Below are 25,710 nucleotides of genomic sequence, written 5' to 3'. Positions count from 1 at the left end.
CAGGCTATTGCTCTGGCTGCGCAGGCTTCGGGCTCCAGTCTTTGATCGCCCAGGTGCTGGCATCCCAGGGAGTGAATTCGACTCCGGTGAGGCGATCGCTGACCGCATTGGTCATCGCCCGGTGCACCACCGGAATGACGGCGACATCCTGGGCCAGCAGCTCATTCATCTGTTGAAACAGCTCAGCGCGGCGAGCGGGGTCGAGTTCTTTGCGGGCTTCATCCCAGAGGCGATCGTACTCCGGGTTGCAGTAGCGGGCGTTGTTGGGCTCCTGCCATTGGTTGGCCTGGGAAGCAATTTTGGCGCAGGTCCACCAACCCATGTAGGTGCTGGGGTCAGGGCTTTCATTGCCGATGGAGTACACCTGCATGTCGGCATAGAAATGGTTGAGGCTGCCAGTGTCCTCCGGATTGCCTGAGAAAAATTCGTCCATGCGCACTCGTGCAATCTGCACATCTACCCCCAGCTCTTGCAGGCTGTCGCTGACAATGGCCTGGGTCTTTTGGCGTACCGGATTGACTGCCGCCTGGAACAACACCTCTAGGGGAACGCCATCTTTTTCACGCAAACCATCACCGTTGCTGTCAACCCAGCCGGCCTCGTCGAGCAGCGCCTTGGCCTGCGCCAAATTGTAGGTATAGCTAATGTCTGGCGATTGATAGTTGGCAGGGGCTACCAGTAGTTGAGCGGTTGGTTTGCCAGAGGCACCGTAAAGCTCCTTAGCAATGGTGTTGCGATCTATAGCTAGATTGAGTGCCTGGCGCACCCGCACATCGCTGAAATAAGGGTGTGGAATTTCTGGACTAGAGCGCTCCCCGTCTTCAGTGCGGGCAAAGGGATTGGAAAAATTCAGCATAATGCGCTCTACCTGGGAGCCAAACAGGTGAGTGATATGGCCGCTAGCATCAGTTTCTAGCTCGCTGAGGGCCTCAGCTTCAACCTGGAGGTTGTGGGCAAAGTCGGCGGTGCCAGCCTGCAACACTTCGCGCGCGGCTGCGTAGGGAGCTAGACCACCCGCCAATTCTATTTGCTTGAAAGCAGGTCGTCCGCCCCAGTAGCTAGGGTTGGGCTCGTACACCACGGTGCCCGACTCGAACCCCACTACCTGGTAGGGACCGGTGCCCACGGGTTGGAGGTTGGCCAACGCGTCGCGAGCCGTGGGACCGTTGAATTCTTCAAAGATATGGCGGGGCAAAATCAGCCCGGTTTGACCCGTAAAAGGAACTGACCAGGCGGGGGTGGGAGTGGCAAAGGTGACTTTTACGGTGTAGTCGTCGATCGCCTCCACGCTTTTCACACCGTCATAGTATTGAGCAGTAGCTGCCGCCACCACAGGATTGCGGATAAATTTGAAGGTAAACGCCACATCGGCAGCGGTGAAGGGTTCACCGTCGGCCCAGGTGATATCAGGGCGCAGCGTCCAGGTAACCGAGGTGCCATCAGCCGCCACGCCACCATTCTCTAGAGACGGAATTTCGTCAGCCAGAAAGGGCACCAGCTCGCCCGCCTCGTTGTAGCTGGCTAGGGGTTCGTAGACGATACGGGCAGCCTCAAAGTCCTGGTAGCCACTGGCTAGGTGAGGGTTGAGAGTGACCACAGAGCGACTGTACAGCAGACGCAGAGTTTCTGGGTCACGATCTGGCGCGGCATCATTCGCCTCGATCGCAGCGGGCGGAGCGGTGGCCAGGTCGGTAGATTGGCTAGTGACGGTGGCGGCTAGGGCGATGCCAGCAGCGACCACCAAAAGTGCAGTGCGAAACCCTGATCTGATCATTGTTTACGTTATGGAACCCCAAAACGACAGTGTTGCCCATTCACCCCCGCACTTTATAGTAGACAATTTGGGCGGTGAGTCTGGGGGCGATCGCAGCAGTAGAGGGCGATGTTTCGCCTCTATCTCTATGTCTATCAAGGGCGGGGGCAGAGTTCCCGGAAACTTTGGCCTAATCTTGAGCAGGGGGTCAAACGGGGAAATCCAGAGCGGGGTTGGAGGGCAAATTCGGCCGATCAGGGCAAGGCGTAGCGGGCTCGGTGCTGTAGCGCTGCAGGTAGTGATGGTAGCGATCGGGAGCAATTCGCGCCTTCGCTGAAATCATCACGGCAACATGGTGGGGCTGCACAGCAGCAAAGAACTCGGCCAGCTGATAGTCATCTAAGGGGCAGGGCCGCCAGTATTCGTGACACAGGGGAGACCAGTCGTAGACGTGACCAGCCGCATCGCCCAGCACCTGATCGACAAACACTCCATAGAGAATATACTCTGACAAAGTTTTAGCTCGGGCCAAGGTCTCTAGCCAGGGGCGACCCCCCACTTGCTCCAGGCGATCGCACAGGGCAACCACGTTAGCCTGCCGCCAGCTAATCAAATTGCCAATGTAGTTGGGGCGCGTGACCCCGTAGCGGTAACCCTCCAGCCCCAGCAGCCGGTAGGCCACCTCATACAGCGGTTCAAAGTCAGGGCTATAGAACTCGGGCACTCGAAACAGTCGCGTTTGGTCTGGCTGGGCAAAGTTTTTCAGATCAAAGGGGCGCACAAACACCACATCCGAGTCAACAAAAACCGTGACGGCCTCAGGAGCCCGTTGGGCAAAGGTCAGCTTGACTAACTGCTGTAAAACCCAGTTGCGAATCGGCGGGGTTTTTAAGCTCAACCAGGCGCGGCCGACTAGGGGAAAGCGATGAATCCAGGGGGGCAGTAGCGACTCAACCGTTAAAATTTCGGTGCTGGTGTTGGCCAACGACTTAAACATTGCGTAGTCCCGCTGGTCCACAATGACGTAGTGGCGCATTGGGTTCTGACTGAGCTGGCTAACGCTGTTGACTAGCAGTTGGCAACGGTAGAAGTCAGGGCCGTAGCTGAGGGTAGCTAGGGCAAGGGATGGAGACACAGAGGCCGGCATTAGTAGTGCTCAGAAGGGCGACGCTAGCAGAGGGGATACAGCCTTAGCGTGCATCCAGATCAAGCAAAGCAGCATTTTTACCTGGCTCTAACTCTAGGGAGAAAAGAAAAAGCGGAGGTAAAGGATAAACTGAAGTCATAAAAAGACATGTTGTAATTGAAGAGTCAATAAAAAAGTGAATAAGCTGGCAAAATTAGCTACTCTTAGGGGTCAACAGCCCCCTTAGTGGTTGAGTGTTCAATGTGAGACTACGCGACCAGGATCAGGCAACCTTATGACTGACACTACGGCTTCAAGCGCTTCCCCAGAGCCCCAGGGTAACCCTCTGCTGTACAAAGCCGAGGCCGAAGAGGCTCTAGACCAGCCCTTTCCCCCGGCTGGCAACGAGTGGGAAGCGGTTACCTTTCCTGGTCAACTGCCTTTAGACCACGACGTTGAGCTGGCTGAGGTCTATGGTTTGTCTTCTCCAGCCGCGGCCGATAGCTCGGTGGAGACCACATCACCCGCTGAGCCTGCCCCAGAAGATCTAGTGCAGCTGATTCAAGATCTCAACCAGTGTAACGACGCCCTCTTGCTGCGCGTCACCGAACTCGAGGAAGCTCTAGAGCGATCGCAGGTGGCCCTCCAGGCTGAGATCGAGCGCACCCAAACTATACCGGGTGGTCTCCCTTCAGGGGCTACCCCTGGCCCGGTGCAGCAGCAAATTGCTCAGCTCCTCAGCGAGCTTGATATTGCCAACGATGGCCTGCGCCGCACCACGATCCACAACGAAACCATCCAGGCCGAGCTAGAGGCCAACCAGCAGCGGGTTGCCCAGCTCGAGCGAGAGTGCACTCTTTTGCAGCAGCGCTTCGGTGAAAAAAATACCGCCCTGCACCAAGCTGAAGAAACCTGCCGCGATCTCAAGGCGCGTCTGCATCGCCAGCAGCGCTACACCCTTCAGTTTAAAGCGGCTCTAGAAAAGTGTTTGAATATGACTCCGGCCGGCGGCCCGAGCGGCCCCAGCTCGGCTATGGTACAGGGGCAGCTGCTGAGCCCCACCGCCCTCGAGGAAGTGAGCCAGCCGGTTGCCATGCCGCGATCGCAGCAGATTCAGCCTTGGTCAGCTGGTCAGGGCAGCGTCACGGATAATCCTAGCCTGACCCACCTACTGCGGGGGCTGCGCAGCGCCGGACCGAGCTCAGTACCGGCTCCCGCAGCAGCCCAGCCCGATTTTTTGCCACCGCCCGAGCTGAGCGCGGCGATCGCCCCCGAGCCTCTGCCGGCCCCTGAGCCCCTGCCCACAGTTGCTGCGCACCCATCGCCTCTAGCTGACTCCAAACCCGCACCTGTAGCCCTTGACCCTTGGCTAGAGGCGATGGACCAACCCGCAACAACTACCGCTTCAGAGGCAGCGTCTCTATTCACAGAGCCATCACCTTGGGGAGAGCCCATAGTGGCACCGCAGCCCAGCCCCGCTGCCGCAGCTATGCCCGCAGAACCGGTGCGAACTCAGCAGCCTCCAGCAGCCTCCATACCAGCTTCTAACCAGCCAGTGGCTCCTACTCTGCCCTCCTACAGCTATTCAGTGACCGCCCCTAAGGCTTCACCGTCGCCCCTAGTCCATCCGCTGCGATCGCAGAAAAAGATCACCTCCATTGCCGCCGTCGAGCTACCTAGCTTTGGCCGCGCGGTCCGACGACGCACGGTGTGATCCCATGACACTCAACACGAAGCGACCTAGTCTTTAAGGCTAGGTCGCTTCGTAGTTAAGGACCTTGCGATTGCCGAGCAAACTACTTGATGTGGTGGCCAATCACCATTTGCAAGAGAGTAGGTTCGCCACCCGGCTGGTGATACTTATCGGCCCAGGTGCGAATTACTTCGTCTAGCTCTTGGAGAGCAGCATCGCGAGCGGCGACGGGAATATCTAATTCTTCTAACACACGCATCGTGCCAGGAATGCCGTTGGCCCACTCGCGCATCATGCGAAAGTACTGAGCCGTATCTTCGACCATGGCGTACATGCGCTCTTGGTCATCAACCGGGGCGTAGGAAGACCGGGCCAGCCCATAGTACGAAGCCCCCCAGGAGGCATCAATGCGCGCCACAGTACCCGAATAGATTAGCCGCCGCCGGATATGCTCAGCCAAAGCTTCGCTGAGGGGTACGCGGTGCTCTACAGGCAGGTCATCCTGAGACTTTTCGTGGAGAATTTCAATCAGCTCTAAAAACTGAAACGAGTTGATAATTCGGGCATCGGGACAGGGTTTGGGGAGCCGGCTCTCCAGCAGCGCTTTTTCGTCACTGGTTAGAGAGGTGCCCGAGACCCGCGACTGCCCTGACTTCCAAGGGTAGCGCCGCAGCCACATGTAGGGAAATTGAATGAGATAGCGGGGTTCTTGGGAGCCCAGCATTTTAAGCAGCTTGCCCTCAGTGAGGGCCTGGCGCATTTCTTCGACAATGGCCTTGACCCGCTTGGGCTCAATGTGGTGCAGATGGCCCGTCATACGCAGGTTTTCGCCCTGCTCTAGATAGGTCATGTAGATAGCGCACTTAGCCGCCGTGGCCGCTGCATCCAAAAAGGCCCCGTGGCGATGCCCCCCCGTTCGCATAGCGCTGAAGGCGATGTAAAGCAGTATCTGATCGATGGCACTGGGGCTGAGGCGGCGAATCAGGGCTTCGTCTTCTACCGCTAGGGCAGACAGAGACATTGAGAGAAGGGGTTCGGCCATCGGACTTGGGGAAGCTCAGAACAACAGGCGGTATCGCGACCCCCGCTGCTAAGGGGGCAAAACCGCTGAAATTGTCAGAAATAGCAGATACAGCTTAATTCAAATGCTCTGCAAGAGGACGCACCATGGAGAAGGCAATATAAATATGTTTAATTGTTTGAAGCTTTGACGAGGGTTAACGGCCAAGCCGTCAGCCAAAGAAATTACACCTGATTAGGTTTAAGTGTGACTCAAAATCTGTCAAATTGACCCCTATTGCAGGTTAAATTCATTTAGTCACAGAGCAGGGTCAACAGAAACTCAACGCATCAACTAGCTGCCCCTAAGCCGGCAAAAGCCAGAGAAAGCTAGGTGATGCGAGTCTTAGTAATTCTGCCGCTGCCGCGGTAGGCAACGGGGCTATCACTGCCAAAGGAGGGCTGGGGAGGGGTGGGATCAACCCGACCACTGCCGCGAAAGCTGAGCCAGCCTGCGGCAGGTACTCGGCTGAGGCGACCGCTGCCGCGATCGTCCTCAGCACGAACCGCGGTTCGCAGGGTAGCTTCGGAGCTAGCTTCGAGCCCAGCGGATAGGCCCAAGGGCGCGGCAGTAGTCATCACCAGGCCCAGGCTAGCGGCGCAGGCCAGACGAGTCATCAAAAAACAGGGGGAGGAAGAGTGCATAGGACGTGGCCTTGTTAGCGCTTCTAGTCCTAGTTACAAACCCATCCCTCCTTAGTCAGGAAAATCTTCATGCGTAAATCTGCGGATTTTTAAAATTCAGTAGTGCCCAGCACAATCTTGTTCTGACCAGGGAGTCTGTCGTCCAATCTGTGTTTGTTCTAATAGAGGGTTTGAGGCTCCAAGATGGGCTTGAAAAGCGACTGGGCTGGGTGACAGAGAATTTAACCGAAGCTCATTTCTAGGGAAGGGAGCAGCAGCAGCGGTTAACATCCCACTATATAGAAGCGATCGCAACGGCAGAAAAAACCCCGACTGCAATGGTCAGAACCGACCAAACGATCTACTCTATGGGGAATGCAATATATTCTGGCTGAAGGCCCAACCAATCACCGTTCTGGGGAAGCCGACAGCCAATGTTCATTGAGGTCTGGCCGTGCCCCGATTAGCCCTGGCAAACCGTGTAACCTGCGTCACTCCATCAATGACTCTGGCCATTGCGGCCCGGGCCAAGGCAATGAAGGCCGAAGGCTTGCCGGTGTGCAGCTTTAGCGCTGGCGAACCCGATTTTGACACCCCCGACCACATTAGGGCAGCTGCCAAAACCGCCCTCGATGCGGGCAAAACCCGCTACGGCCCAGCAGCGGGCGAACCGGCCCTGCGCCAGGCGATCGCCCACAAGCTTCAGCAGGACAATGGCCTTTGCTACGGCCCCGAAAACGTTATCGTCACCAACGGCGGCAAGCATTCGCTCTCTGGCCTGATGATGGCCCTGATTGAACCCGGCGACGAGGTGATTATTCCGGCTCCCTACTGGCTGAGCTACCCCGAGATGGTGAAGCTAGCCGGGGGCACGCCAGTTATCGTCCCCACCACTGCTGAGCAAAACTATCGCATTACCCCCGAGCAGCTGCGCCAGGCCATTACCCCGCAGACCAAGCTGTTTATTCTCAACTCCCCCTCCAACCCCACGGGGATGGTCTATTCTCCTGTCGAAATTGCGGCCCTGGCGGCAGTGGTGGTCGAGGCCGACATCTGGGTGGTGTCAGACGAAATCTACGAAAAAATTATCTACGACGGAGCGACTCACCTCAGCATTGGAGCCGTGTCGCCCGAGGCTTTTGAGCACACTATTATTAGCAACGGGTTCGCCAAAGCCTATTCAATGACCGGCTGGCGAGTGGGCTACCTGGCTGGGCCAGCGGAATTAATCAAGGCGGTAGCTACTGTACAGAGCCACAGTACGTCGAACGTGTGCACCTTTGCTCAGTACGGGGCGATCGCCGCCCTCGAAGGACCCCAAGACTGCATTGCCACCATGGGCCGCGCCTTCGCCGAGCGGCGGCAGGCCATTATTGAGCGGTGTCGAGCGATTGATGGCTTGAACTGCGGTGAGCCCGAGGGAGCCTTCTACCTTTGCATCGACATCAGTACCCTGGGTATTTCTTCCCTCGACTTTTGCACCGCACTGCTTGATGAGAAATACGTAGCGGCCATTCCGGGGATCGCCTTTGGTGCCGAGGGCACCATTCGGGCTTCCTATGCAACCGATATGGAGACTATTTTGGAGGGTATGGATCGGCTAGAAGCGTTTGTCGCAGGACGCTTGGGTTAATGCCTTAGCTCTGAGGATAGCCAGTTCGTTAATTGTGATGTCAAGCGCTAGTTTTGCCCCCCAGCAGGAATACTAATAGGACTGTTGGTAACACATGCTACATGGGGCGTCGTTTTCCCAAACTGCCAAATCGAGGGCCATTTAGCCGGATACCGCTGCGGCTGCTGCTCGTCGTGCCCTTTGTGCTGCAAGTGGCGGTGGCGGTAGGGTTGACGGGGTGGCTATCTCTACAGCAGGGGCAGCGGGCGGTGAACGAAGTGGCAAGTCAGCTGCGTTCTACGGTCTCCCATCACATTCACCATGAGATGGAGACTCTGCTGGCCACCTCTCACTTGGTCAACCAGCTTAACTACGACGCTATTGCCCTCGGTCAGGTTGACCCTGCCGACTCAGAGGCACTGTTTCGTCACTTTATGCAGCAGTCCAGTACGTTCCCCCACATCGACTCGATCATGTTTGGCAACGCCAACGGCGAGTTTGTGGGTCATACCAACCTGGGTCAGCAGGCCCATCAGCGGATGCGGGCCGGCCCTTCCCTCGACAATCACATTGAGTTTGTCGAGGTTGAGGCAGCGACGGCCCGCTCCACTCGCGTCGTCTCGTCTACCCCCAACTGGAATACCCAAACTCGACCCTGGTATCGGGCGGCTGTGCAAGCCCATGGGCCAACCTGGGGAGAAATTTTTCCTTACCATGCCTACCCAGTGCTGGCTATTTCAGCGTCTCGGCCTGTGTACAGCGACGGCGGCAAATTGCTTGGGGTGCTGGCCAACAACTTCTTTCTCACCCACATCAGCCACTTTCTACAGGAAATATCGATCAGTAAGCACGGTCAGGCCTTTATCATGGAGCGCTCTGGCCTGCTAATCGCCACTTCTAACGACGCCAAGTCTTACACGGTGGTAGATGGCCGACCCCAGCGGGTCTACTCCGTCATTAGCCCAGATCCTCGGATTCGCGCCAGCGCTCGGCTGTTGCTGAACCAGTCGGGGGGAGCCTGGGGGAGCATTCAGCCCCAGCAGACGGAGTTTTGGCTCGATCACGAGCGGCAGTTTATGCAGGTAGACACCCTCCAGGACGACTATGGCTTGGACTGGCTGATCGTGGTGATTATGCCCGAAGCCGACTTTATGGGAGCGATCGAGACCAGCCGTCGCAACACCATTGCCCTCTGCACTCTGGCGCTGGCTGGGGCGATCGCCTCTGGCCTCTACACCAGCCGCTGGATCACCCGCCCCCTGACCGCCTTTAGCTCGGCCTCCCAGGCGATCGCTGAGGGCCATCTAAACCAGGCGATTGGCCCCACCGGGCTGCAAGAGCTAGAAGGACTGGCTGTGGCTTTTAACCGGATGGCGATGCGGCTGGAGTCATCCTTTGGCGAGCTGCAGCGCTCTAAGGTCCAGGTCGAGCGGGCCAATGCTGAAATTCAGCAGCAAGCGGCGCTGTTTCGCCTGATGGCCGAAAATATGAGTGATCTGATTTGTTTACATGGGGTCGATGGAATCTACCTCTACGTCAGCCCGTCGGTGGAGTGGCTGCTGGGCTATAGCCCCGAGGATCTGATTGGGTTACAGCCCCGTAGCCTAGTGCACTCTGACGACCTAGTAAATTACCAAATGCATTTGCAAACCTCGCCTACAAGGCGGGCCTCAAACCCGACCCCCGTGGTGTATCGAATGCGCCATCGTCAGGGCCACTACATCTGGCTAGAGACCTTTACCCGCTCTATTGTCGATTCTACCGGTGTAGTGGTACAGCTCCAGACGGCCTCCCGCGATGTCACCGACCAAGTGAGACTGCGCCGCCAGCTCGAGCACGATGCCTGCCACGACAGCCTCACCGGCTTGCCCAACCGCAAGCAGCTGCAAGAGCGCCTAGAGATGGCCCTGAAGCGGAGCCACCACCAGAGTCAGTACCGCTTTGCCCTGCTATTTTTAGACATTGACCACTTTAAGGTAGTCAACGATAGCCTGGGTCACCTAATCGGTGACGAGCTGCTGATGGAGGTGGCCAGCCGCCTCAAGGCGTTGCTGCGCCCCACCGATCTGGCGGTGCGCCTGGGAGGCGATGAGTTTATTGTGCTGCTGGAAGACATTGGCCATTTTGAGATGGCCCAGGCCATGGCCGAGCAGCTGTTAGAGACGCTGCGCCAGCCCTTTCAGCTCAGCAGCCACCAGATGTTTGCCACCGTTAGCCTAGGGTTGGTAATGGGCGACGCCCGCTACCAAAGCGCCCTAGAGCTAATTCGCGATGCCGACACGGCCATGTATCGGGCTAAGGCTGGGGGGCGCGACAGCTACCAGACCTTTGACAGCGGCATGCACGATCGCGCGATCGCCCGCCTCACCTTCGAAACCGAGCTGCGCCGGGCTCTGATCAACCACCCCGAAGAATTTGTGCTCTACTACCAGCCCATTGTCGATCTGCAAACAGCAGCGGTAACCGGGTTTGAGGCTCTGGTGCGGTGGCAACACCCCCAGCGAGGCCTGATCATGCCGGGAGAATTCATTCCAGTCGCCGAAGAAACTGGCCTGATTGCGCCCCTGAGCTACTGGCTGCTAGAGCTAGCCTGCCGACAGATGGCCACCTGGCAAAGCACCTACTACCAGGCCAAGGCACTCACGGTCAGCGTCAATCTATCGGCGCTACAGCTGCACAGTACTGGCTTGCTCAGCCGGGTCGATGAAATTCTGAGTAAAACGGGTCTTTTGCCGCACAGCCTGGTGCTGGAGATTACCGAAAGCATGCTGATCGACAATATCGACGACACCATTCGCGTGCTCAACGGCCTGCGACAGCGGGGCATTGCCCTCAGCATCGACGACTTTGGTACGGGCTATTCTTCCTTGAGCTATCTGTACCGCTTTCCGATCAGCAGTCTGAAGATCGATCGCTCCTTTGTCGGCCAGATGAACAGCAGCCCAAGCCACGAAACCATCGTGCACACCATCATCAACCTGGGGCGACAGCTGGGCTTTCGGGCGATCGCCGAAGGCATCGAAACCTCCCAGCAGGTCAGCACCCTCAAGCGCCTGGGCTGCGACTACGGCCAGGGTTACTGGTTTGGCAAACCCCAGACCGCCGCTGACCTAGAGGCTTGGCTGACCCAGTCTACCGCCCACTACCGCCCTTACCCGGTGAGCTAAGCCGTCGATCGACCCACTGTCTCGCTTTATAGATGGCTTCAGAGCGGCTGACCACCCCTGGCACCGCCACCGCACAGCCCGTATCGTAGGTGGCCCACACCGCATAGAGGGGCACGCCATCCTCGGTGCTTTGGTCAAGCTCAAGGCGAAAGCCCCGATAGTCAAAGGCCAGCACCACGTGGGGAAAGTCTGGGTCGGCGAACAGCATAGGGGAGAGGGTGTAGGGTTCAAGGGGTCAGGTTCGAGGGGCCGACCAGACCTGCGGCCTGTACCTTAAATAAGAAAGGAGGCGGGCCGTACCCACCTCCCATGAGTCGCGGAGCACGACTGTGGTGTTGCCCCTGTCTAAGCGGCAGCTAGGTTGCTGGCAGCAAAATCCCAGTTGACCACATTCTTTAAGAAGCTATCGATGTAGTCGGGGCGCTTATTTTGGTAGTCGAGATAGTAGGCATGCTCCCACACATCCATGGTGAGCAGGGGCACCTGCCCAGCGGTGAGGGGATTGTCGGCGTTGAGGGTTTTGGTCACCTTGAGGGTGCCGTTGTCGAGCACCAGCCAGGCCCAGCCGCTGCCGAACTGGGTGGCCCCAGCGTTCTTAAATTCTTCGACAAACTTATCGAAGCCGCCGAGGTCAGCGTCCATTTTGCTGGCCAGCTCTCCAGCGGGAGTGCCACCACCACCGGGCTTCATGGAGTTCCAGTAAAAGGTGTGGTTCCAGGCCTGAGCACCGTTGTTAAACAACCCCTGCTGAGAACTGTCGCCTGCGATCGCCTTAATTACCTCTTCAATCGGCTTGCTATCGTGGTCGGTGCCTTTGACCGCGTCGTTGTACTTGCTGACGTAGGCCGCGTGGTGCTTGTCGTGGTGAAACTCGAGGGTGCTCTTAGAGACGTAGGGCTCTAGGGCATCGTAGGCGTAGGGGAGAGGGGGCAATTCGTAGGCCATGGGGGCTCCTGGGTTAAAGGCCAGTGGCATGATAAATCGCCCTTCGGATAAAAACTATCCCCCTAGGGTGGAGGGGGATAGCTATAGCAGAGCCTCTGGACTCAGTCACAGGGTAGAGATTTAGCCCCAGTTCAACCCTGGATCGCCACCAGCTCGATGTCAAAAATCAGGGTTTCTCCTGCTAAGGGATGATTAGCGTCGAGGGTGACATCGGCCTCAGACAAGTCAGTGACCATGACCGGCACCATCTGGCCCTCAGGCCCTTGCAGCTGAAGCTGCTGACCCACATCGAGGGGAATCTCGGCGGGAATGTGGTGGCGCTCGACCACCATTACCATCTCGGGCTGGTGGGGGCCATAGGCGCTTTCAGCCGGAATCACTTCGGTTTTAGCGTCGCCAGGGGCCATGCCCACCACCGCCGCCTCAAAGCCGGGAATCACCTCGCCGTTGCCAATGGAAAACTCTAGGGGGTCGCGATCGCGCGATGAATCAAACACAGTACCGTCTTCAAGCCTGCCAGTATAGTGAATCGAAACGCTGTCGCCGGGTTTAGCCTGGGTCATAAAACCATCCTTGCATGAGAGCTTTTCTACAGGTCGCAGATTGTTCTCTTCACGCTAACGGGCATTTTGTAGAACCCCAGCAATACTAGAGATTTTCCTAAGGTTTCAGTCGGAGAACTTTGGGCAGACAGCCCTGATCTTAGTCATCCTGAATCGCCAAACCCTTACTATGCTGTAGATAGGTCTGATTGATCCCGCCCACATCAGAGACAATCCGCGATGGTTGAGTCCGTAGACGACACAACGCCTCTGCCCTCTACCAACATCTGGCTCACAGAATTGCAGGCCATTCTCCAGGGGGCGGTGGGAGGCTTTTTGTTCGGCATTCCGCTGCTCTATACGGTAGAGGTGTGGATAATTGGAGCGGCCACGGGGCCTCGCTGGCTGCTGACGGTGCTCGCCACCACCCTAGTCGGCGTCGGGCTGCTTACCCAGGTCGAAGGGTTTCGCCAGACCCTCCACCTGCACCCCCTAGAAGCCTTGTTGGAAAGTATTGAGGCTGTCGCCATCGGCGTCGTATGCGCGGCCCTAGCTCTGGTGCTGCTACGCCGGATTACCCTCGACATTCCCCTGTCGGAGATATTGGGCAAGGTGGTGTTTGAGACCGTTCCCTTTGCTTTGGGGGTGGCCCTGGCACGCTCCACCTTGCAGGGCAAGCAAAGGCGCGATTCTGGTACAGACCGCGTGCGCCGCACAACCGCCCCCCTCTCTCGCCGATTGGCCTCGCCTACCCTGGCCAACTTACGCGATGCCCTGGTCGATTTTGACGCCGCCCTGATTGGGGCAGTGCTAATTGCCTTTAGCATTGCCCCCACCGAAGAAGTGCCGCTGCTGGCTGCATCGCTACCCCCGCTGTGGCTGCTGCTAATCATGGGCGCGTCGCTGGGCCTCTCCTACGCCATTGTGTTTGCCTCGGGCTTTACCGATCGTGCCGAGCGACGGCAGCGGGGGCTGCTGTTTAGCCCCGTTACCGAAACCCTGGTGGCCTATCTCGTAGCCCTAGTGGCATCGGTGGTGATGCTAGTGCTGTTTCAGCAGCTCAACCCCAGTGATCCCTGGTCAGAATGGTTGAGCAATACTTTGGTTTTGGGCCTGCCCGCCTCCATTGGCGGGGCCGCAGGGCGTATCCTGATCTAATGGATTTGCCCAACTTCCCCGACCAATTACCTCCTGATGAAACTGGGCGCTTTACTCAGCGGTCCGCGGCCGAATGGGTGACGTTTATCGCGGCCTCGCTGATTTTGCTAGGGCTGATAGGGCTAATTTTCTTCGACTGGCAGACCAACCAAAATCGCCCGCCTGCCTTTTCGGTGGCGGTGTCAGAAGCGGTGCGCGTCACTGATGGCCGCTACTACGTACCCTTCGCCATTACCAATACCGGCGGCCGCATTGCCCGCATGGTGCAGGTGACTGCTGAGCTGCACATCACAGGGGTTGACGACGAAACCGGCGAGCAGCAGATCGACTTTCTCTCGGGTCACGAGACCAAAGCGGGGAGTTTTGTCTTCACCCATAATCCTCGGGGGGGGGATTTGATGGTGCGGGTGGCCAGCTATCGGCTACCGTAGATGCGTGATTAAGGGCGCTGGCATTGGGTCATCCCTCAAGCGTGAATAGGGAAATACATGCTCGGCTATGTCTTAATTTTGCTGGCGACAATTTGCTTCGGCGCTCAAAACCTGATCACTCGGGTTTTGTTTACTCCGTCTAACCTGTTTGGGGTGCTGGAGACCGGCGGCTTTGTGGAGCCCACTCTGCCCAACTCATTTTTGCTGATGTTTATGCGCATGCTGGTAGGAGTACCCCTGATGGCGGTGCTGCTGCCGCCAGTTTACCCGCCTATGTGGAGCGACCTGCGACGCTTAGGGTCGGCAGACTACCGCCGCGAACTCTATCTAGCCCTGGTAGGTGGGGTGCTGATGTTCTCGTACCTGGCGCTGCTCTACGTGTCGGTGGGGCGGATTGCGGCAGGCATTGCGCTAACGCTGTTTTTCACCTTTCCGGTCTATACGGCGGTGCTGGACTGGTACTGGTTTGGCCACCGCCCCAGCATCGGCCGCTGGGCAATTTTGGCGCTGATTTTGCTGGGTAGCGCACTGACCATTCCCATGACGGGGGCAGCGATTGAGAGCTGGGTAGGCGTCGCCTTTGGGCTGGCCTCGGGCATTGTGTACGCCTTTTACACCGTGGTGGCCCAAAAAGCGTTTGAAACCTTTCACCCGGTGCCGTTTACGGGCATTAGCTTTGCGGTGACGCTGGTGCTGTCGGCGGCTAGCCTGCTGCTGTGGCCAGGGGAGGTGGCGGGTCTGCTATGGCCCGCGCTGTGGGTAGGGGGGCTGCTGTCGGCGATCGCCACCCTCACCGGCCACGTGCTCAACAACCTTGGCATTCGCAGCGTGGGGGCCACCGCTGCCTCTATGCTCGGGGCCGCCAACCCAGCCCTCACCGCCGTGCTGGCCTGGGGCATGCTGCAAGAGCAGCTTTCTGTGGTGCAGGGGTTAGGGGTGCTGCTAGTCACCGTCAGCGTAGGCTTGCTCAGCCTCACTAAGCCTTCGTAATTAGGAAACTGATCGGACCTTAACCAAAGGCAGCGATCGCCTCGGTACCACAGCCTTCCTCACCTATAGGAGATCTAGGTCTTCAGGAAATTGGTCATCCAAAAGTTGCTCTAGGGTAAAAGGGCATTGCTCTGGTAGGGTTTTGGGATCGAGGAGTGTTTCTCTCCCAACCAATAGCAAGCCCAGCTGATAGCCTTTGGCAACAGCTTCGTCCTGAAAGCTTTTTAAGCTAGGGTTTTGGTCAAGCAAATCTAGAATTTGCAGCCGCTGCTCTTTGATCGTGTATCTCCAACTTTTGCTGCGCTGGCTAGGCTGATACTGCCATTTCAGCAGATGGCCTAGAAGGACGCCTAACCGATTCTTGAGTTCTTGCTTTTGCTGCCTACCCAAAGACTCGATTTCCTCAGTTAAATTCACCAGATCGAGGTGGTCAATCTTGCCCAGCCGCAAAAAATTGGCCTGTGCCTGAGTCCAAGCATAGAAATCAGTGGTGTAGAGGTCAGCCACAATGAAACCTCCAAGGCCTGCTTAGAATAATCTTGCCGCATCTAGCCTCAATATTCCTAGGACTAGATCACCTCTTGTATAGGGCTGACAACTTGCATAGGGCCAACTTGTATGGGGTCAACAACTGGAACAACCTTTGCCGACGGACAAAGATCAGCCAGCTCACACAGACCACATTTGGGGTTACGGGCATTGCACACCGCCCGCCCGTGGTACACCAGCCGAATTGACCAGTTCTCCCAATCGGGCTGGGGCAGCAGCTTCATCAGGTCGCGCTCAATTTTGACCGGGTCAGCGTGCTTGGTCAGCCCCAGAAGATTCGTGATGCGCTTAACGTGGGTGTCCACTGTCACCCCAGCATTGATCCCAAAACCGTGGGCCAGCACGACGTTGGCCGTTTTGCGGGCCACGCCTGGCAGGGTGACTAAATCTTCCATGCGGGGAGGGACTTCACCGTTGTACTCGGTGATGATCCGTTGGCAGGCTGCGCGGATGTTTTTGGCTTTGTTGCGGTAAAAGCCGGTAGACTTCACCAGCTGCTCTAAATCGGCGACATCGGCCTCGGCAAAGGCGTAAACATCGGGATAAGCAGCAAACAGAGCCGGGGTAACCAGGTTAACCCGCTCGTCGGTGCACTGGGCCGCCAGCATGGTGGCGATCATCAGCTGCAAGGGATTGGCAAAATCTAGGGAGCAGGGGGCTTCGGGGTACAGCCGTTTCAGGCGGAGAAGAATCTCCAGCGCCCGCTGTTTTTTGGAGGCTCGCCGCTGGTTGGGCATGGCGGGGGTAGGGAGTGGATGAGTGAGGGGTGGATGGGCAAGGGGGAATGAAGTGTTGAGTTCTTGGAAACTTGAATTTTATTAAATCTAAGTTTTATAGGTTAAGCATCCTGCCTGACCAGGACAGCCGAGACGGCTATCCCACTTGATTGAATCCTTGACTTCAACTCAAAACTTAGAACTCAAAACTCAACACTTTCTAACGTAGGTTTTGGAAGATTTCGAGCTGGGTGGTGTCGCGGACAATGAGGAATACGCCCAGGCCCAGCAGCAGCACGAGGCCAGTCTGCATGACGTTCTCTTGGAGGCGATCGGGCAGGGGCTTGCCGCCGCGCAGGGCTTCAATTAGCAAAAACGCTAACTGACCGCCGTCTAACGCAGGCAGGGGCAGAATGTTGATAATTGCTAGGTTGATGCTGATGATGGCGGTAAAAGGGAACAGCATAGCGGCGCTGTTCTTGGCCAACCCTGCTCCCTGCTCGACAATTTTGACTGGCCCGGCCACCTGGCTGGCCATTTCGCCAAAGTTGGTCACTAGCTGCACGAAGCCTTTCACGGTGCGCACCAGAGTGTCTTGAAACTGCTGCGCCGCCAGACTAAATACTTCAAAGGGGTTTTTGGGACGGCGGTAGCCAAAGTCGCCATTGGGTTGGAGCTGCACGCCGATGACGGCCGTACCGTCGGGGCCAATTACAGGAGTGACCGAGACATCTAGCTCGCGATCGCCTCGCTGCACCGTAAGTTCCACCGGTTGGTTGGGGCTATCTTTAATCAGCTGAATGAAGAAGGGAATGCTCTCTTCACCAGAGGCTAGAGGTTCGCCGTTGGCCGCCACCAAAATATCGCCAGCGCGAATGCCTGCCTGACCGGCGGGAGAGCTTTCGGCGATCACCTGGGGCACTAAAATGCCGGGCTGGGGATTAAAAGTTTCGGGAATGCCCACAGCGCTAAACTGGGCCACAAACACCAGGTAGGCAAACACCAAGTTGGCAATCACCCCAGCGCTGATCACAATGGCGCGATCGAGAATCGGGCGATTTTTTAGTAGGTCGGGGTCGTTGGTGGGGATGTCGCTCTCGGGATCATCGTCAGGGAAGCCCACAAAGCCACCCAGGGGAATGGCCCGCAGGGAGTATTCGGTTTCAGCTCCCTGGTACTTCCACAGGATGGGGCCAAAGCCAATGGCAAAGCGGTTGACGTGAATGCCCTGTAGCCGAGCGGCTGTAAAGTGCCCCGCTTCGTGAACGGCTACCAGTAGGGCAATGACCGCGATCGCAGCTAAAACCGACATAGACAAACCCGATAGGTTAAGAACAGTCTCCCTATTCTAGCGTTGCTTCTCCCCGCTCACGGCGGACACCACCGCCACCGCCCCATTCTCAGCCCTTTGGTTAGCTGACGAGCTGCACCCCACTGGGCACAAACTGAGCCGTCCAAATGCCTAGATCAGGGTCTGGTAAGGCCGCCCGCAGCTTGGCCGCCAGCTCACTGGCCTCGGCCTCAGACCCAGCCAGGGTAAACACTGAAGGGCCAGACCCCGACATTAGGGTGCCGAGTCCGCCGAGGTCGGCCATGGTGGCTTTGAGAGCAGCGGTTTTGGGATGGGCATCGAGCACGATTTTCTCAAAGTCGTTGCAGAGGTGCTGACCTACAGCGATCGCATCGCGACGGGCCACTGCCCTTACCATCTCACCCGATCGCACCTGGGCCTGCCGCTCTTGCCAGCCTTTGGCATCGGTTACATAGGTATCGCTATACTCGGCCCGGTAGGTTTTGTAGGCCCAGGGGGTCGAGACAAACTCAGACTCGTACTTGGCGATCACTAGATGCAGGTTGTCGATGCCGGGAAGCGCATCGAGCTGTTCACCCCGGCCTGTAGCGATCGCCGTGCCCCCCGACACACAGAAAGGAATGTCGGATCCCAGTTCAGCCCCCAGCTCTTGCAGCTCGCTCTGGGTAAGACCCAAGTTCCACAGCAGATCTAGCCCCACCAGCACCGCCGCCGCGTTGGATGAGCCGCCAGCCAGCCCAGCCCCCACCGGGATCTGCTTTTCAATCGTGATTTCGACACCGCCCAGCTTGGCCATCGCGTTGGGGAATTGCGCCATGACCAAGGCTGCGGCCTTATAGGCCAGGTTGGTTTCATCGGCGGGCACTAGGGGGTGGTCGCAACGCACCCGAATCTCATCGACGCCAATGCTGCGCACGGTGATGCGATCGCACAGACTGACGCTCTGCATCACCATAATCAGCTCGTGAAAGCCGTCGGGGCGACTGCCCACAATTTCGAGATAGAGGTTGATTTTGGCGGCGGCCAGCAGAGTGTAAGAGCGCATAGAAAATCAGCGGGGGTGCTTCAGGATTGTATTACTCAGCGCCACCCACTGCTCAACGCTGAGGTCTTCAGCGCGAGCGGTAGGCTCAATGGCTAGAACTGTCATCATCGCTTCTAGGTCATCGCGATCGACTACACCCTTGAGGTTGTTGCGCAGCATTTTGCGCTTGCTGCCAAAGCCCAGCTTCACCAGGCGATCGAACTCGGCTAGGTCATCGGATGGGGTGACAGGCGGACGCGGGGTAAGCTTCACTACCGCCGAGTCTACCTGGGGCGGCGGCTGAAAGGCGCGGGCAGGCACCGGACACACCAGTTCACAATCTGCTAGGTACTGCACCCGCACCGATAAAGCCCCAAAGGCTTTGCGACCAGGGCGAGCGTAGAGCCGTTCTGCCACCTCCTTCTGCACCAGCAGCACAATGGCGTCGTAGGGTTCCGGGTTCGGTGCCGCCAGGGTGCCCAGCAGCTTTTCTAGAATTGGTCCGGTTATGTAGTAAGGAATGTTGGCCACGACTTTGTTGGGCAGGCCAAAGTCAAAGTGCTTGTCCCGCGAGGCGGCAGCGATGTCTAGCTCTAAAATATCGCTTGGTACTAGGCGAAAGTTATCGTGCTTGGCAAACTGATTGTTGAGCTTGCGGACTAAGTCGCGATCGATTTCTACCGCCACCACCGCGTTGGCCAGGGGCAGCAGCCAGCGGGTCAGCGCTCCGGTGCCAGGGCCAATTTCGAGCACGGTGTCTTGGCGAGTAACGGCGGCGGCCTCCAGCATCCGGTGGAGCACTTTCTCGTCGGTGAGCCAGTGCTGGCCAAAGCGCTTGCGAGTCGGTTGGGAGAACATTATCTGATTAGCAACCCGTGGTAGGCTCTCGCCCAAGATGTCATACCCAGATTGTCATACAAGGAGAGAGAATGGCGTTCTTCTCAGCTTGGTTAACGGTCTTTGCTGTCAGTTTAGTAGCAGTTGTCACTCCCGGCCCTGATTTTGCCCTGACCTTACGAAACAGCTTGGCTTACTCTCGACGAGCAGGACTATTTACTGCGATCGGCGTTGGAGCTGGCAACTTGGTTCACGCCACCTATTCCCTGGTTGGCATTGGCGCTGTGATTGCCAAATCTGTTCTGCTGTTTAATGTCCTGAAATGGGTTGGCGCTGCTTATCTCATTTATCTTGGCATCAAGTCTTTGCGGGCCCAGAGAGTTGCGATCGCATCAGAATTCGTTGAGCAGCAGCGAGACATTAGGCGTTGGACAGCGTTTCGCATCGGCTTTTTAGGAAATTTTTTAAACCCTAAAGCAACACTCTTTTTCCTGGCGCTATTTACCCAAATTGTGCAACCTGCAACGCCGCTGGTAGCGCAAGCGGTCTATGGGTTAACCGTCGCGGCTGTCGCACTGGTTTGGTTTGCAGTGGTAGCCATAGTAATTTCTCAACAGACTTTCAAGCGACATATTCTGGCCACTGCCCATTGGCTAGAACGTCTAACTGGGGCAGCACTCATAGTCTTAGGGATGCGCTTGGCCGTAGCAGAGGCAAGCGAGTAGCCCGCCTAAGTTCAACAAAGTACCGAAGTTAGACGAGAGCCGTGCGCTGTGGATTGACCGCGACAGTTCAACTTTTCTAGGGCTGTCAGTGCGATCGCCCGCCGGGGAAACCTACAAACTAGTAGACCCCGACGAGGCGATTGCATGGCACCTGTTCCCCACAAAGGGCAACTGACTTCCTGGAAGGATGACAGAGGCTTTGGCTTTATTAAACCTGAGGGCGGTGGTAAAGAGGTTTTCTTACACATCAGCGCTCTGCCAAGAGACTGCCGCCGTCCACAAGTCGGAGACACGATCCTATACAAGAAAGTTACTCAACCTGACGGCAAGGTACGTGCTGCCCAAGCCTCTATTCAAGGCGTTGTGCCCAGCCCACTGCAAACCCCTACATCTATCTCGACAACGCCCCGCCCCAAAACAGCTAAATCCATCCCCACAACGCTCCGCCCTCAAACAGCTAGACGCCAGCCAAAACAGGACGTCTGGCTCCAAGCTCTTGTAGGTATTTTAGGCCTCACTACTGTTGCCCTGTTCGCCGCACCGCTTGTCCATAGAACCTTCTTGCTGTCGCCTGTTGCGAGTATTCTGCCCTCACCCCTTGCCGAGCCCGATACTACGGCTCCTCCCTCGCCTGTTGAAGCCTTTACAGAACCCACTTGCATGGTCAAAGGCAATATTTCGATTTCAAGCGGCAACAAGCTCTACCACGTTCCCGGCATGGAAGATTATGAGGGGACAGAGATCCATCTCGATAAGGGAGAACGGTGGTTTTGCACTGAGGCGGAGGCGATCGCGGCGGGCTGGCGCAGAGCACCGCGATAGCTATACCTTACTGGGTTCCTAGAGGGCAAAAGGCCGCCAGTCTTGCGGTGGCCTTGTTATCATCCTGACATTGCCGTGCGGTTGTTTGTCCATGTCTGTTGCCTTGGCCACTCCCCTAAGTCAAATTGTGCTGTCTCCCGGCAGCGCTATGACTGTGTCGGGGTTGACTTGGCAGCACTACCAGCTTTTTCTAGCAGAGCTAGGCGAGAATCGGGCCACTCGGTTGGCCTATAGCGATGGCAGCTTGGAGATGCGGAGACCCAGTAAGCTCCATGAGATTATCAATCGGCTGCTGAGCAAAATTATCTTTGCCTTGGCGGAAGAACTGGGGTTAGAAATTGTGGATTTGGGTTCAACGATCTGGAACCGCGAAGATTTGGACAAAGGGATTGAACCTGATAGCTGCTTTTTTATTCAGAATGCCGGGTTAGTGCAGGGGTTGAATCCTGAGGTTCCGCCAAACTTGTCGCCAGACTTGGCGGTAGAAGTAGACATCGCCAGTGCGTCAAATCAGAAATTGGTCATTTACCAGGCGCTTGGGGTGCCCGAACTCTGGCCTTACAGCAACAGCAAGGTCAAGATTTTAGACTTGCGCGGCGAGCAAATCCGTGAATTGGAGAGCAGTTTGGCCTTCTCCGTAGTATCGGTAGAGCAGCTGCGAGCATGGGTTGTGCTACGAGAAACTGGGACCGATCTAGCCGTGGTCAGAGCAGTCCGGCAGTTTGTTTCTAAGGCCAGTTAACTTTCACCATCCATTACCGACCCAAGTAGGTCAAAATGCCTCGCGCCACGCCGTCGGCAATCCGATTCACGGCAGCGGGATCGCGGAAGCGGGCGGCGTCTTCGGCCCCGGTGACAAAGCCGGTTTCGACCAGCACCGACGGCATAGTGGTGTAGCGCAGCACGTAGAAGCGGGCTTGGCGCACACCGCGATCGCGCATGCTGACATTTTGCAGCACCGCGCTGTGAATGCTGCGGGCCAGCCGTTCACCGCTGGAGAAGTAGTAGGTCTCTAGACCATTGACCTCAGGGCGGCTCATGCTAATAGCGTTGGCGTGGATACTCACGAACACGCTAGCCCCAGCCCGGTTAGCGTACTGGGCACGGGCGTCTAGATCGACAAAGACATCGCTGCTGCGGGTCATCAGCACCGTAATGCCCGCCGCCTGGAGCTGCTGCTGCACCCGGTTGGAGATGGCGGTGTTGATCTGCTTTTCTTGCAGGCCGCCGATGCCCACGGCACCGGGGTCGCGCCCACCGTGACCGGGGTCAATCACCACTACCACCGACCCCTGGGGAATCGGTGGCAGAGTGGGCGTAGAGGCTACCGCCGGGGCTGAGGCCCCCAGAATTTTGGCGGGTAGGCTGGCGGCAACTAGGGCGTTATAGACTTCGTCGGCCCGCTGGCGATCGCGAAACACCCCCACCTGCACCACCTCTTGGCCCTCAGCGGTAGTGCGAAAGGCCTCGGGCTCTACAGCCCGCACCTGTTGTAAAGTATTGGGTCCAGTAATCGGCACCACCACGCGAAAATAGTTGCCGGTAGCCACGGTGCTGCCGGGGGGCGGCGGCGGCGATGTCATTGGCGGCGTGGTGGGACGGCCGGCAGGGGGCGTATTGGGGGTTTGGCTCAGGGGTGGGGCGGCCCCGGCAGCCAAGCGCACATCTAGCGGTGCGTCGTGGGTGAGGTAGATGTGGCCGACGGGCTGACCGTTGTAGGTGCGGCGGGTCATCTGCCAGCCGGGGTTGAGCTGAATTTTGAGAAAGCCGTTGGTGCGGCCATTGGTGCGGCCAATTTCGATGGGCGGGGCCGAGCGATCGCGCGTGGGCCGAGCAAACAGCACCAGGTCATTCTGCCGGGCCGAAACCTCTAGGCGGTAGTGCACCCCCAGGTCTTGGCCGTTGATGCGTACTGAGTAGCCGTTGCCGTCGGTGCTGCGATCGCAGGCTCCAGTAAAGTCAAAGTTCAGCAGCAGCGGGTCCACGGTGATGGGCCCGCCCGCCTGCCCCTGCTCTTGCCAGCACTGCCGCTGGTTGGGCACCTGGGTCAAAATCATCAGGCTATAAAAGGCTCCGTTGCGCACCGGGCTGGCGATCGCCACCGCAAGGTTGGGGTCGATGGGCTGCTGGTCAAACTGCTGGGCGCGCGCCATCGGGGCCGCAGCTAGCCCCGTGAGCACCACAGCGGCAGTGGTCAAAAACGTTTTTAGCGGGCGAGACAGCAGGGCCATAGCAGTTGGTGAAGCGGTGTGGGGAGTTAAGGTTTAGAGTCAAACGTTGGCAAGACTCCTAATGCTACCCACGATTGTCGCGATCGCAAGCACCTCCCGCGCGTTTAGGGTGTCGCAGTTTACCAATTGGCCCTCCCCAAAATAAAACCGGCCCAGGAATGCTGAGCCGGTGAGGCAGGGCTAAATCGCCCCTCTAGACCAGGTTTTGCCTGATTCTCTAACGTCTTAGCTCCCGAAACGTTTCGTAGGCCCGCTCGGGGTGATAGATATGGCAGCGGTCAATGATCGTCCGCATCAATTCCCAGGAAAATTTGGTTTCCTTCATCAGAGGAGACCAGTTTTCCTTCAAGGCCGCGTAGGCAGGCCGCAGGTTGTAGGACGGAATCCCTACTGAAACATGGTGGGGAACATGGACGTTGATGTCGTGGCACAGCACCTCAATCCACTTGGGATAGTCGCAGTGCAGCGTGCCTGAGAGCTGCGACTCCACCTCATTCCAGGTGTCACCGTAGTGAAACTGAATCTCAGGGATGGTGTGGTGCACCAGCGTAAAGGTGCTCATCCAGAAGTGGTAGCCCAGCCAGGGCATCAGCCAAAATTTCACGACGCCCCAGGGGCCGGTGAAGTAAAACAGCGTGGGGAAAAACACCAGTGCAAAGACCACCACCGCCACGATCGAGCGCTTGACCTTGCCGTGGTCGCGGGGTTCAAAATTGCGCAAGTCAAAGTGCAGTGCGCCCCAGTGGGCCACCGACGCCAGCCACCACACCCAGGTCCGCATGGTCTGATACACCACCTGCAAAAAGCCACCCGCACCGGAGTATTCTTCCTTGCTCCACGGTGCCCAGGCGTTGTCGATCTCCATGTTGTTGGTGTGGCGGTGGTGAATGTCGTGCAGCAGCCGCCAGCTGTGGAAGGGGTAAATTAGCGGCAGAAACATGATGTGCCCCAGCCAGTTGTTGACCCAGCGGCGGTTAGCAAAGGAGCGGTGGCCGCAGTCGTGGCCCACCACAAAAAAGCCGGTCAGGGCGGTGCCGGTCAAAAACCAGGCAAATGGGAGCAAAAACCAGGGGGAAAAGGCGATTGCCACATATCCCAGGGTTACGGCACCCACGCTGAGCGCTACAGCCGCCCAGGCTTTGCGCGGGTCTTTTTGAAAATAAGCTTTAGGAATAGTTTGAATAACCTGCTTTAGGGTCAGGTCGCTGTAAGGGTTTACATCCGCAGCTCTGGCGGAAGGCTCAAAAATTGCAGTCAAGGACTAGTCTCCACAGAAGTTAAGGTGCGCATATCAGAGCTGGACTGTATTTGCCAAAAAAAATCTGTTCGCCCCACAGGGGCCAAACAGAGCCTAAGCTTGATTGCAAAATCGAGATATTAGCAAGCAGAACTACTTTAATAACTCTGATAACCGCCGCAAACAGCTTAATGGGGGCAAAGATTGGCCCGCGAGAATGCTTATAATTCCTTAACATTTATAACATGTTCGGCCTCGCTTACCGATAGAGCTGGGGCATGTTAGAGAAACTGCTGCCCGAGGAGCGTTGCGTTCTATAAATCACCTCCCCGCATGCCTGAGCATTAGCCGACAATGGGGATAGCTTTAACGGCAACTGGCACTTCAACCGGTGCCATCTTGAGAGGCGTGAGTTAGCAGACAACGATAGCTGTTGGCCAATTTCTTCTGACCCTAAAGCGGCTAACCCCGAGCGGCTACCCGAGCTGAATGGCTACGCTGGCCCCCTGCTGAGCAAGACAAGTGCAGCAAGCTTCAATCCCAAGGCACTGCCCGTTAAAGCTGATCTAGCCAAGTTGTAGAGGCTGTCTTCCATGGATATTCAACAGTTTTTGCACGAATACAACCGGGGCGATCGCAACTTTTCAGGCGTTCGTCTGCATAGGGCCGATCTGCGCGGTGCTAGCCTCAGCGGCATCGACCTCAGCGGAGCCGATTTATCCCAGGCTGACCTCAGCGGGGCTGACCTCTCGCGGGCTAATCTAGAGCGGGCTAACGTGACCGACGCCGACCTAGTTGGGGCCGACCTCAGTGGGGCTAATCTCAAGCACATCAATTTAATTGGGGCCGACCTAGAGCGGGCCAACCTGGTCGGGGCTGACCTCAGCTACGCTGACCTGCGCACGGCTAATTTAGAACAGGCCGATCTACAGGGCGCAATTTTGCGTGAGGTAGCCCTCAGCGGTGCTAATCTCTCCGACGCCAACCTAGCCAATGCCTGGGTTGAAAACACCGACCTCACCTCAGCCGAACTGGATGATACCAGCGGCAACTGGGTCAAGTCATCCGATGCTGGCGATGCTGCTACAGGCTCTCGATGGATCTCTTGGGGGCTGCACTAGCACCTGCCTTCGACCAAGTTGCCTCTTGCGGCATGG

The 25,710-nt window shown here is 57.3% G+C and carries 24 protein-coding genes and 1 pseudogene; 11 read left to right on the top strand and 14 right to left on the bottom strand.

Translation table 11 applies throughout. The features are described 5' to 3' along the window. Nucleotides 1–4 precede the first annotated feature (4 nt). Nucleotides 5–1,741: a peptide ABC transporter substrate-binding protein gene (locus H6F75_RS19635; RefSeq protein ID WP_347710678.1), complete on the bottom strand. Its 1,737-nt coding sequence runs from the start codon at nt 1,739–1,741 to the stop codon at nt 5–7. Nucleotides 1,742–1,961: 220 nt separating this feature from the next. After that, nucleotides 1,962–2,900: a DUF6492 family protein gene (locus tag H6F75_RS28250; RefSeq protein WP_242020156.1), complete on the bottom strand. Its 939-nt coding sequence runs from the start codon at nt 2,898–2,900 to the stop codon at nt 1,962–1,964. Nucleotides 2,901–3,174: 274 nt separating this feature from the next. Between H6F75_RS28250 and H6F75_RS19625 the strand changes: the two genes are divergently transcribed. Next, nucleotides 3,175–4,593 (top strand): hypothetical protein, encoded by a 1,419-nt coding sequence (locus H6F75_RS19625; protein ID WP_190754097.1) that lies wholly within the window; start codon nt 3,175–3,177, stop codon nt 4,591–4,593. Nucleotides 4,594–4,675: 82 nt separating this feature from the next. On the opposite strand, the gene hetR is transcribed toward H6F75_RS19625, so the two are convergent. Together hetR and H6F75_RS19615 are read right to left on the bottom strand one after the other, a co-directional pair. Continuing rightward, nucleotides 4,676–5,593 (bottom strand): heterocyst differentiation master regulator HetR, encoded by a 918-nt coding sequence (gene hetR, locus H6F75_RS19620; RefSeq protein ID WP_190754204.1) that lies wholly within the window; start codon nt 5,591–5,593, stop codon nt 4,676–4,678. A gap of 368 nt (nt 5,594–5,961) precedes the next feature. Continuing rightward, complete coding sequence (locus H6F75_RS19615; RefSeq protein WP_190754096.1) at nt 5,962–6,276, bottom strand: hypothetical protein; 315 nt, start codon at nt 6,274–6,276, stop codon at nt 5,962–5,964. Nucleotides 6,277–6,757: 481 nt separating this feature from the next. Here H6F75_RS19615 and H6F75_RS19610 point away from each other — a divergent pair, with 481 nt between their 5' ends. Together H6F75_RS19610 and H6F75_RS19605 are read left to right on the top strand one after the other, a co-directional pair. Then, on the top strand, nt 6,758–7,888 hold the full coding sequence (locus tag H6F75_RS19610; RefSeq protein ID WP_190754203.1) for a pyridoxal phosphate-dependent aminotransferase: 1,131 nt from the start codon (nt 6,758–6,760) through the stop codon (nt 7,886–7,888). A gap of 101 nt (nt 7,889–7,989) precedes the next feature. Further along, nucleotides 7,990–11,034 carry an EAL domain-containing protein gene (locus tag H6F75_RS19605; RefSeq protein WP_190754095.1) on the top strand — a complete coding sequence of 1,015 codons (3,045 nt, stop codon included), beginning with the start codon at nt 7,990–7,992 and terminating at the stop codon, nt 11,032–11,034. Here the strand turns inward: H6F75_RS19605 and H6F75_RS19600 are convergent. The 3 genes from H6F75_RS19600 to H6F75_RS19590 all read right to left on the bottom strand — a co-directional run bounded on the left by H6F75_RS19600 (nt 11,000) and on the right by H6F75_RS19590 (nt 12,542). After that, nucleotides 11,000–11,242, bottom strand: coding sequence for a hypothetical protein (locus H6F75_RS19600; protein ID WP_190754094.1), 243 nt, complete (start codon nt 11,240–11,242; stop codon nt 11,000–11,002). The genes H6F75_RS19605 and H6F75_RS19600 overlap by 35 nt on opposite strands. Before the next feature lie 137 nt (nt 11,243–11,379). After that, on the bottom strand, nt 11,380–11,979 hold the full coding sequence (locus H6F75_RS19595; RefSeq protein ID WP_190754093.1) for a superoxide dismutase: 600 nt from the start codon (nt 11,977–11,979) through the stop codon (nt 11,380–11,382). Nucleotides 11,980–12,110: 131 nt separating this feature from the next. Beyond that, nucleotides 12,111–12,542, bottom strand: a complete 432-nt coding sequence (locus tag H6F75_RS19590) for a peptidylprolyl isomerase (protein ID WP_073610222.1) — start codon at nt 12,540–12,542, stop codon at nt 12,111–12,113. 219 nt (nt 12,543–12,761) lie between these two features. Here H6F75_RS19590 and H6F75_RS19585 point away from each other — a divergent pair, with 219 nt between their 5' ends. From H6F75_RS19585 to H6F75_RS19575, 3 genes are read left to right on the top strand one after another with little or no spacing between them, the layout of a single operon-like run. After that, nucleotides 12,762–13,679 (top strand): TIGR02587 family membrane protein, encoded by a 918-nt coding sequence (locus H6F75_RS19585; RefSeq protein WP_190754092.1) that lies wholly within the window; start codon nt 12,762–12,764, stop codon nt 13,677–13,679. After that, nucleotides 13,679–14,110 (top strand): TIGR02588 family protein, encoded by a 432-nt coding sequence (locus H6F75_RS19580; RefSeq protein ID WP_190754091.1) that lies wholly within the window; start codon nt 13,679–13,681, stop codon nt 14,108–14,110. The genes H6F75_RS19585 and H6F75_RS19580 overlap by 1 nt, the downstream gene beginning before the upstream one ends. A gap of 57 nt (nt 14,111–14,167) precedes the next feature. After that, the gene (locus H6F75_RS19575; RefSeq protein ID WP_190754090.1) at nt 14,168–15,100 is read left to right on the top strand and encodes a DMT family transporter; all 933 of its coding nucleotides are present in this window, start codon (nt 14,168–14,170) and stop codon (nt 15,098–15,100) included. Nucleotides 15,101–15,163: 63 nt separating this feature from the next. Here H6F75_RS19575 and H6F75_RS19570 read toward each other — a convergent pair whose 3' ends face one another. The 5 genes from H6F75_RS19570 to rsmA form a co-directional block, all read right to left on the bottom strand. Further along, nucleotides 15,164–15,607, bottom strand: coding sequence for a DUF29 domain-containing protein (locus tag H6F75_RS19570; RefSeq protein ID WP_347710677.1), 444 nt, complete (start codon nt 15,605–15,607; stop codon nt 15,164–15,166). A gap of 62 nt (nt 15,608–15,669) precedes the next feature. Further along, complete coding sequence (gene nth / locus H6F75_RS19565) at nt 15,670–16,386, bottom strand: endonuclease III (RefSeq protein ID WP_199304006.1); 717 nt, start codon at nt 16,384–16,386, stop codon at nt 15,670–15,672. A 199-nt stretch (nt 16,387–16,585) separates the two neighbouring features. Further along, entirely contained in the window at nt 16,586–17,677 is a 1,092-nt protein-coding gene (gene rseP / locus H6F75_RS19560) for an RIP metalloprotease RseP (protein ID WP_190754089.1), read from the bottom strand. Between the two features lie 100 nt (nt 17,678–17,777). Beyond that, nucleotides 17,778–18,722: a 4-(cytidine 5'-diphospho)-2-C-methyl-D-erythritol kinase gene (gene ispE / locus H6F75_RS19555; protein WP_190754088.1), complete on the bottom strand. Its 945-nt coding sequence runs from the start codon at nt 18,720–18,722 to the stop codon at nt 17,778–17,780. A gap of 6 nt (nt 18,723–18,728) precedes the next feature. Next, nucleotides 18,729–19,559, bottom strand: coding sequence for a 16S rRNA (adenine(1518)-N(6)/adenine(1519)-N(6))-dimethyltransferase RsmA (gene rsmA / locus H6F75_RS19550; RefSeq protein WP_190754087.1), 831 nt, complete (start codon nt 19,557–19,559; stop codon nt 18,729–18,731). A 71-nt stretch (nt 19,560–19,630) separates the two neighbouring features. On the opposite strand from rsmA, the gene H6F75_RS19545 reads away from it, so the two are divergent. The 4 genes and pseudogenes from H6F75_RS19545 (at nt 19,631) to H6F75_RS19535 (ending at nt 21,827) form a co-directional block, all read left to right on the top strand. After that, nucleotides 19,631–20,263: a LysE family transporter gene (locus tag H6F75_RS19545; protein ID WP_190754086.1), complete on the top strand. Its 633-nt coding sequence runs from the start codon at nt 19,631–19,633 to the stop codon at nt 20,261–20,263. 144 nt (nt 20,264–20,407) lie between these two features. After that, nucleotides 20,408–20,593: pseudogene (locus tag H6F75_RS28245) on the top strand (cold shock domain-containing protein); the annotation flags it as partial. Nucleotides 20,594–20,824: 231 nt separating this feature from the next. Beyond that, nucleotides 20,825–21,085, top strand: a complete 261-nt coding sequence (locus H6F75_RS28240) for a hypothetical protein (RefSeq protein ID WP_242020222.1) — start codon at nt 20,825–20,827, stop codon at nt 21,083–21,085. Between the two features lie 91 nt (nt 21,086–21,176). Then, nucleotides 21,177–21,827: a Uma2 family endonuclease gene (locus H6F75_RS19535; protein ID WP_190754084.1), complete on the top strand. Its 651-nt coding sequence runs from the start codon at nt 21,177–21,179 to the stop codon at nt 21,825–21,827. A 13-nt stretch (nt 21,828–21,840) separates the two neighbouring features. Here H6F75_RS19535 and H6F75_RS19530 read toward each other — a convergent pair whose 3' ends face one another. Next, nucleotides 21,841–23,316 (bottom strand): DUF3747 domain-containing protein, encoded by a 1,476-nt coding sequence (locus H6F75_RS19530; RefSeq protein ID WP_190754083.1) that lies wholly within the window; start codon nt 23,314–23,316, stop codon nt 21,841–21,843. 217 nt (nt 23,317–23,533) lie between these two features. Continuing rightward, nucleotides 23,534–24,574: a fatty acid desaturase gene (locus H6F75_RS19525; RefSeq protein ID WP_190754082.1), complete on the bottom strand. Its 1,041-nt coding sequence runs from the start codon at nt 24,572–24,574 to the stop codon at nt 23,534–23,536. A 572-nt stretch (nt 24,575–25,146) separates the two neighbouring features. Here H6F75_RS19525 and H6F75_RS19520 point away from each other — a divergent pair. Next, the gene (locus tag H6F75_RS19520; RefSeq protein ID WP_190754081.1) at nt 25,147–25,674 is read left to right on the top strand and encodes a pentapeptide repeat-containing protein; all 528 of its coding nucleotides are present in this window, start codon (nt 25,147–25,149) and stop codon (nt 25,672–25,674) included. Nucleotides 25,675–25,710: the final 36 nt, after the last annotated feature.

Origin of the sequence: Nodosilinea sp. FACHB-131 (genome assembly GCF_014695395.1) — a bacterium.
Taxonomy (GTDB): domain Bacteria; phylum Cyanobacteriota; class Cyanobacteriia; order Phormidesmidales; family Phormidesmidaceae; genus Nodosilinea.
Note: the sequence above shows the minus strand (reverse complement) of the source record. Positions and strands in the feature narration are given on the sequence as shown.

What these genes read in the sequence shown, in the direction of transcription:
- H6F75_RS19625 (WP_190754097.1), top strand. Translation starts at nt 3,175, where the DNA reads ATGACTGACACTACGGCTTCAAGCGCTTCCCCAGAGCCCCAGGGTAAC.
- nth (WP_199304006.1), bottom strand. Translation starts at nt 16,386, where the DNA reads ATGCCCAACCAGCGGCGAGCCTCCAAAAAACAGCGGGCGCTGGAGATT.
- H6F75_RS19615 (WP_190754096.1), bottom strand. Translation starts at nt 6,276, where the DNA reads ATGCACTCTTCCTCCCCCTGTTTTTTGATGACTCGTCTGGCCTGCGCC.
- hetR (WP_190754204.1), bottom strand. Translation starts at nt 5,593, where the DNA reads ATGTCTCTGTCTGCCCTAGCGGTAGAAGACGAAGCCCTGATTCGCCGC.
- H6F75_RS19605 (WP_190754095.1), top strand. Translation starts at nt 7,990, where the DNA reads ATGGGGCGTCGTTTTCCCAAACTGCCAAATCGAGGGCCATTTAGCCGG.
- H6F75_RS19535 (WP_190754084.1), top strand. Translation starts at nt 21,177, where the DNA reads ATGTCTGTTGCCTTGGCCACTCCCCTAAGTCAAATTGTGCTGTCTCCC.
- rseP (WP_190754089.1), bottom strand. Translation starts at nt 17,677, where the DNA reads ATGTCGGTTTTAGCTGCGATCGCGGTCATTGCCCTACTGGTAGCCGTT.
- H6F75_RS19590 (WP_073610222.1), bottom strand. Translation starts at nt 12,542, where the DNA reads ATGACCCAGGCTAAACCCGGCGACAGCGTTTCGATTCACTATACTGGC.
- H6F75_RS19610 (WP_190754203.1), top strand. Translation starts at nt 6,758, where the DNA reads ATGACTCTGGCCATTGCGGCCCGGGCCAAGGCAATGAAGGCCGAAGGC.
- H6F75_RS19520 (WP_190754081.1), top strand. Translation starts at nt 25,147, where the DNA reads ATGGATATTCAACAGTTTTTGCACGAATACAACCGGGGCGATCGCAAC.
- H6F75_RS19585 (WP_190754092.1), top strand. Translation starts at nt 12,762, where the DNA reads ATGGTTGAGTCCGTAGACGACACAACGCCTCTGCCCTCTACCAACATC.
- H6F75_RS19545 (WP_190754086.1), top strand. Translation starts at nt 19,631, where the DNA reads ATGGCGTTCTTCTCAGCTTGGTTAACGGTCTTTGCTGTCAGTTTAGTA.
- H6F75_RS28250 (WP_242020156.1), bottom strand. Translation starts at nt 2,900, where the DNA reads ATGCCGGCCTCTGTGTCTCCATCCCTTGCCCTAGCTACCCTCAGCTAC.
- ispE (WP_190754088.1), bottom strand. Translation starts at nt 18,722, where the DNA reads ATGCGCTCTTACACTCTGCTGGCCGCCGCCAAAATCAACCTCTATCTC.
- H6F75_RS19575 (WP_190754090.1), top strand. Translation starts at nt 14,168, where the DNA reads ATGCTCGGCTATGTCTTAATTTTGCTGGCGACAATTTGCTTCGGCGCT.
- H6F75_RS19530 (WP_190754083.1), bottom strand. Translation starts at nt 23,316, where the DNA reads ATGGCCCTGCTGTCTCGCCCGCTAAAAACGTTTTTGACCACTGCCGCT.
- H6F75_RS19600 (WP_190754094.1), bottom strand. Translation starts at nt 11,242, where the DNA reads ATGCTGTTCGCCGACCCAGACTTTCCCCACGTGGTGCTGGCCTTTGAC.
- H6F75_RS19580 (WP_190754091.1), top strand. Translation starts at nt 13,679, where the DNA reads ATGGATTTGCCCAACTTCCCCGACCAATTACCTCCTGATGAAACTGGG.
- H6F75_RS19595 (WP_190754093.1), bottom strand. Translation starts at nt 11,979, where the DNA reads ATGGCCTACGAATTGCCCCCTCTCCCCTACGCCTACGATGCCCTAGAG.
- rsmA (WP_190754087.1), bottom strand. Translation starts at nt 19,559, where the DNA reads ATGTTCTCCCAACCGACTCGCAAGCGCTTTGGCCAGCACTGGCTCACC.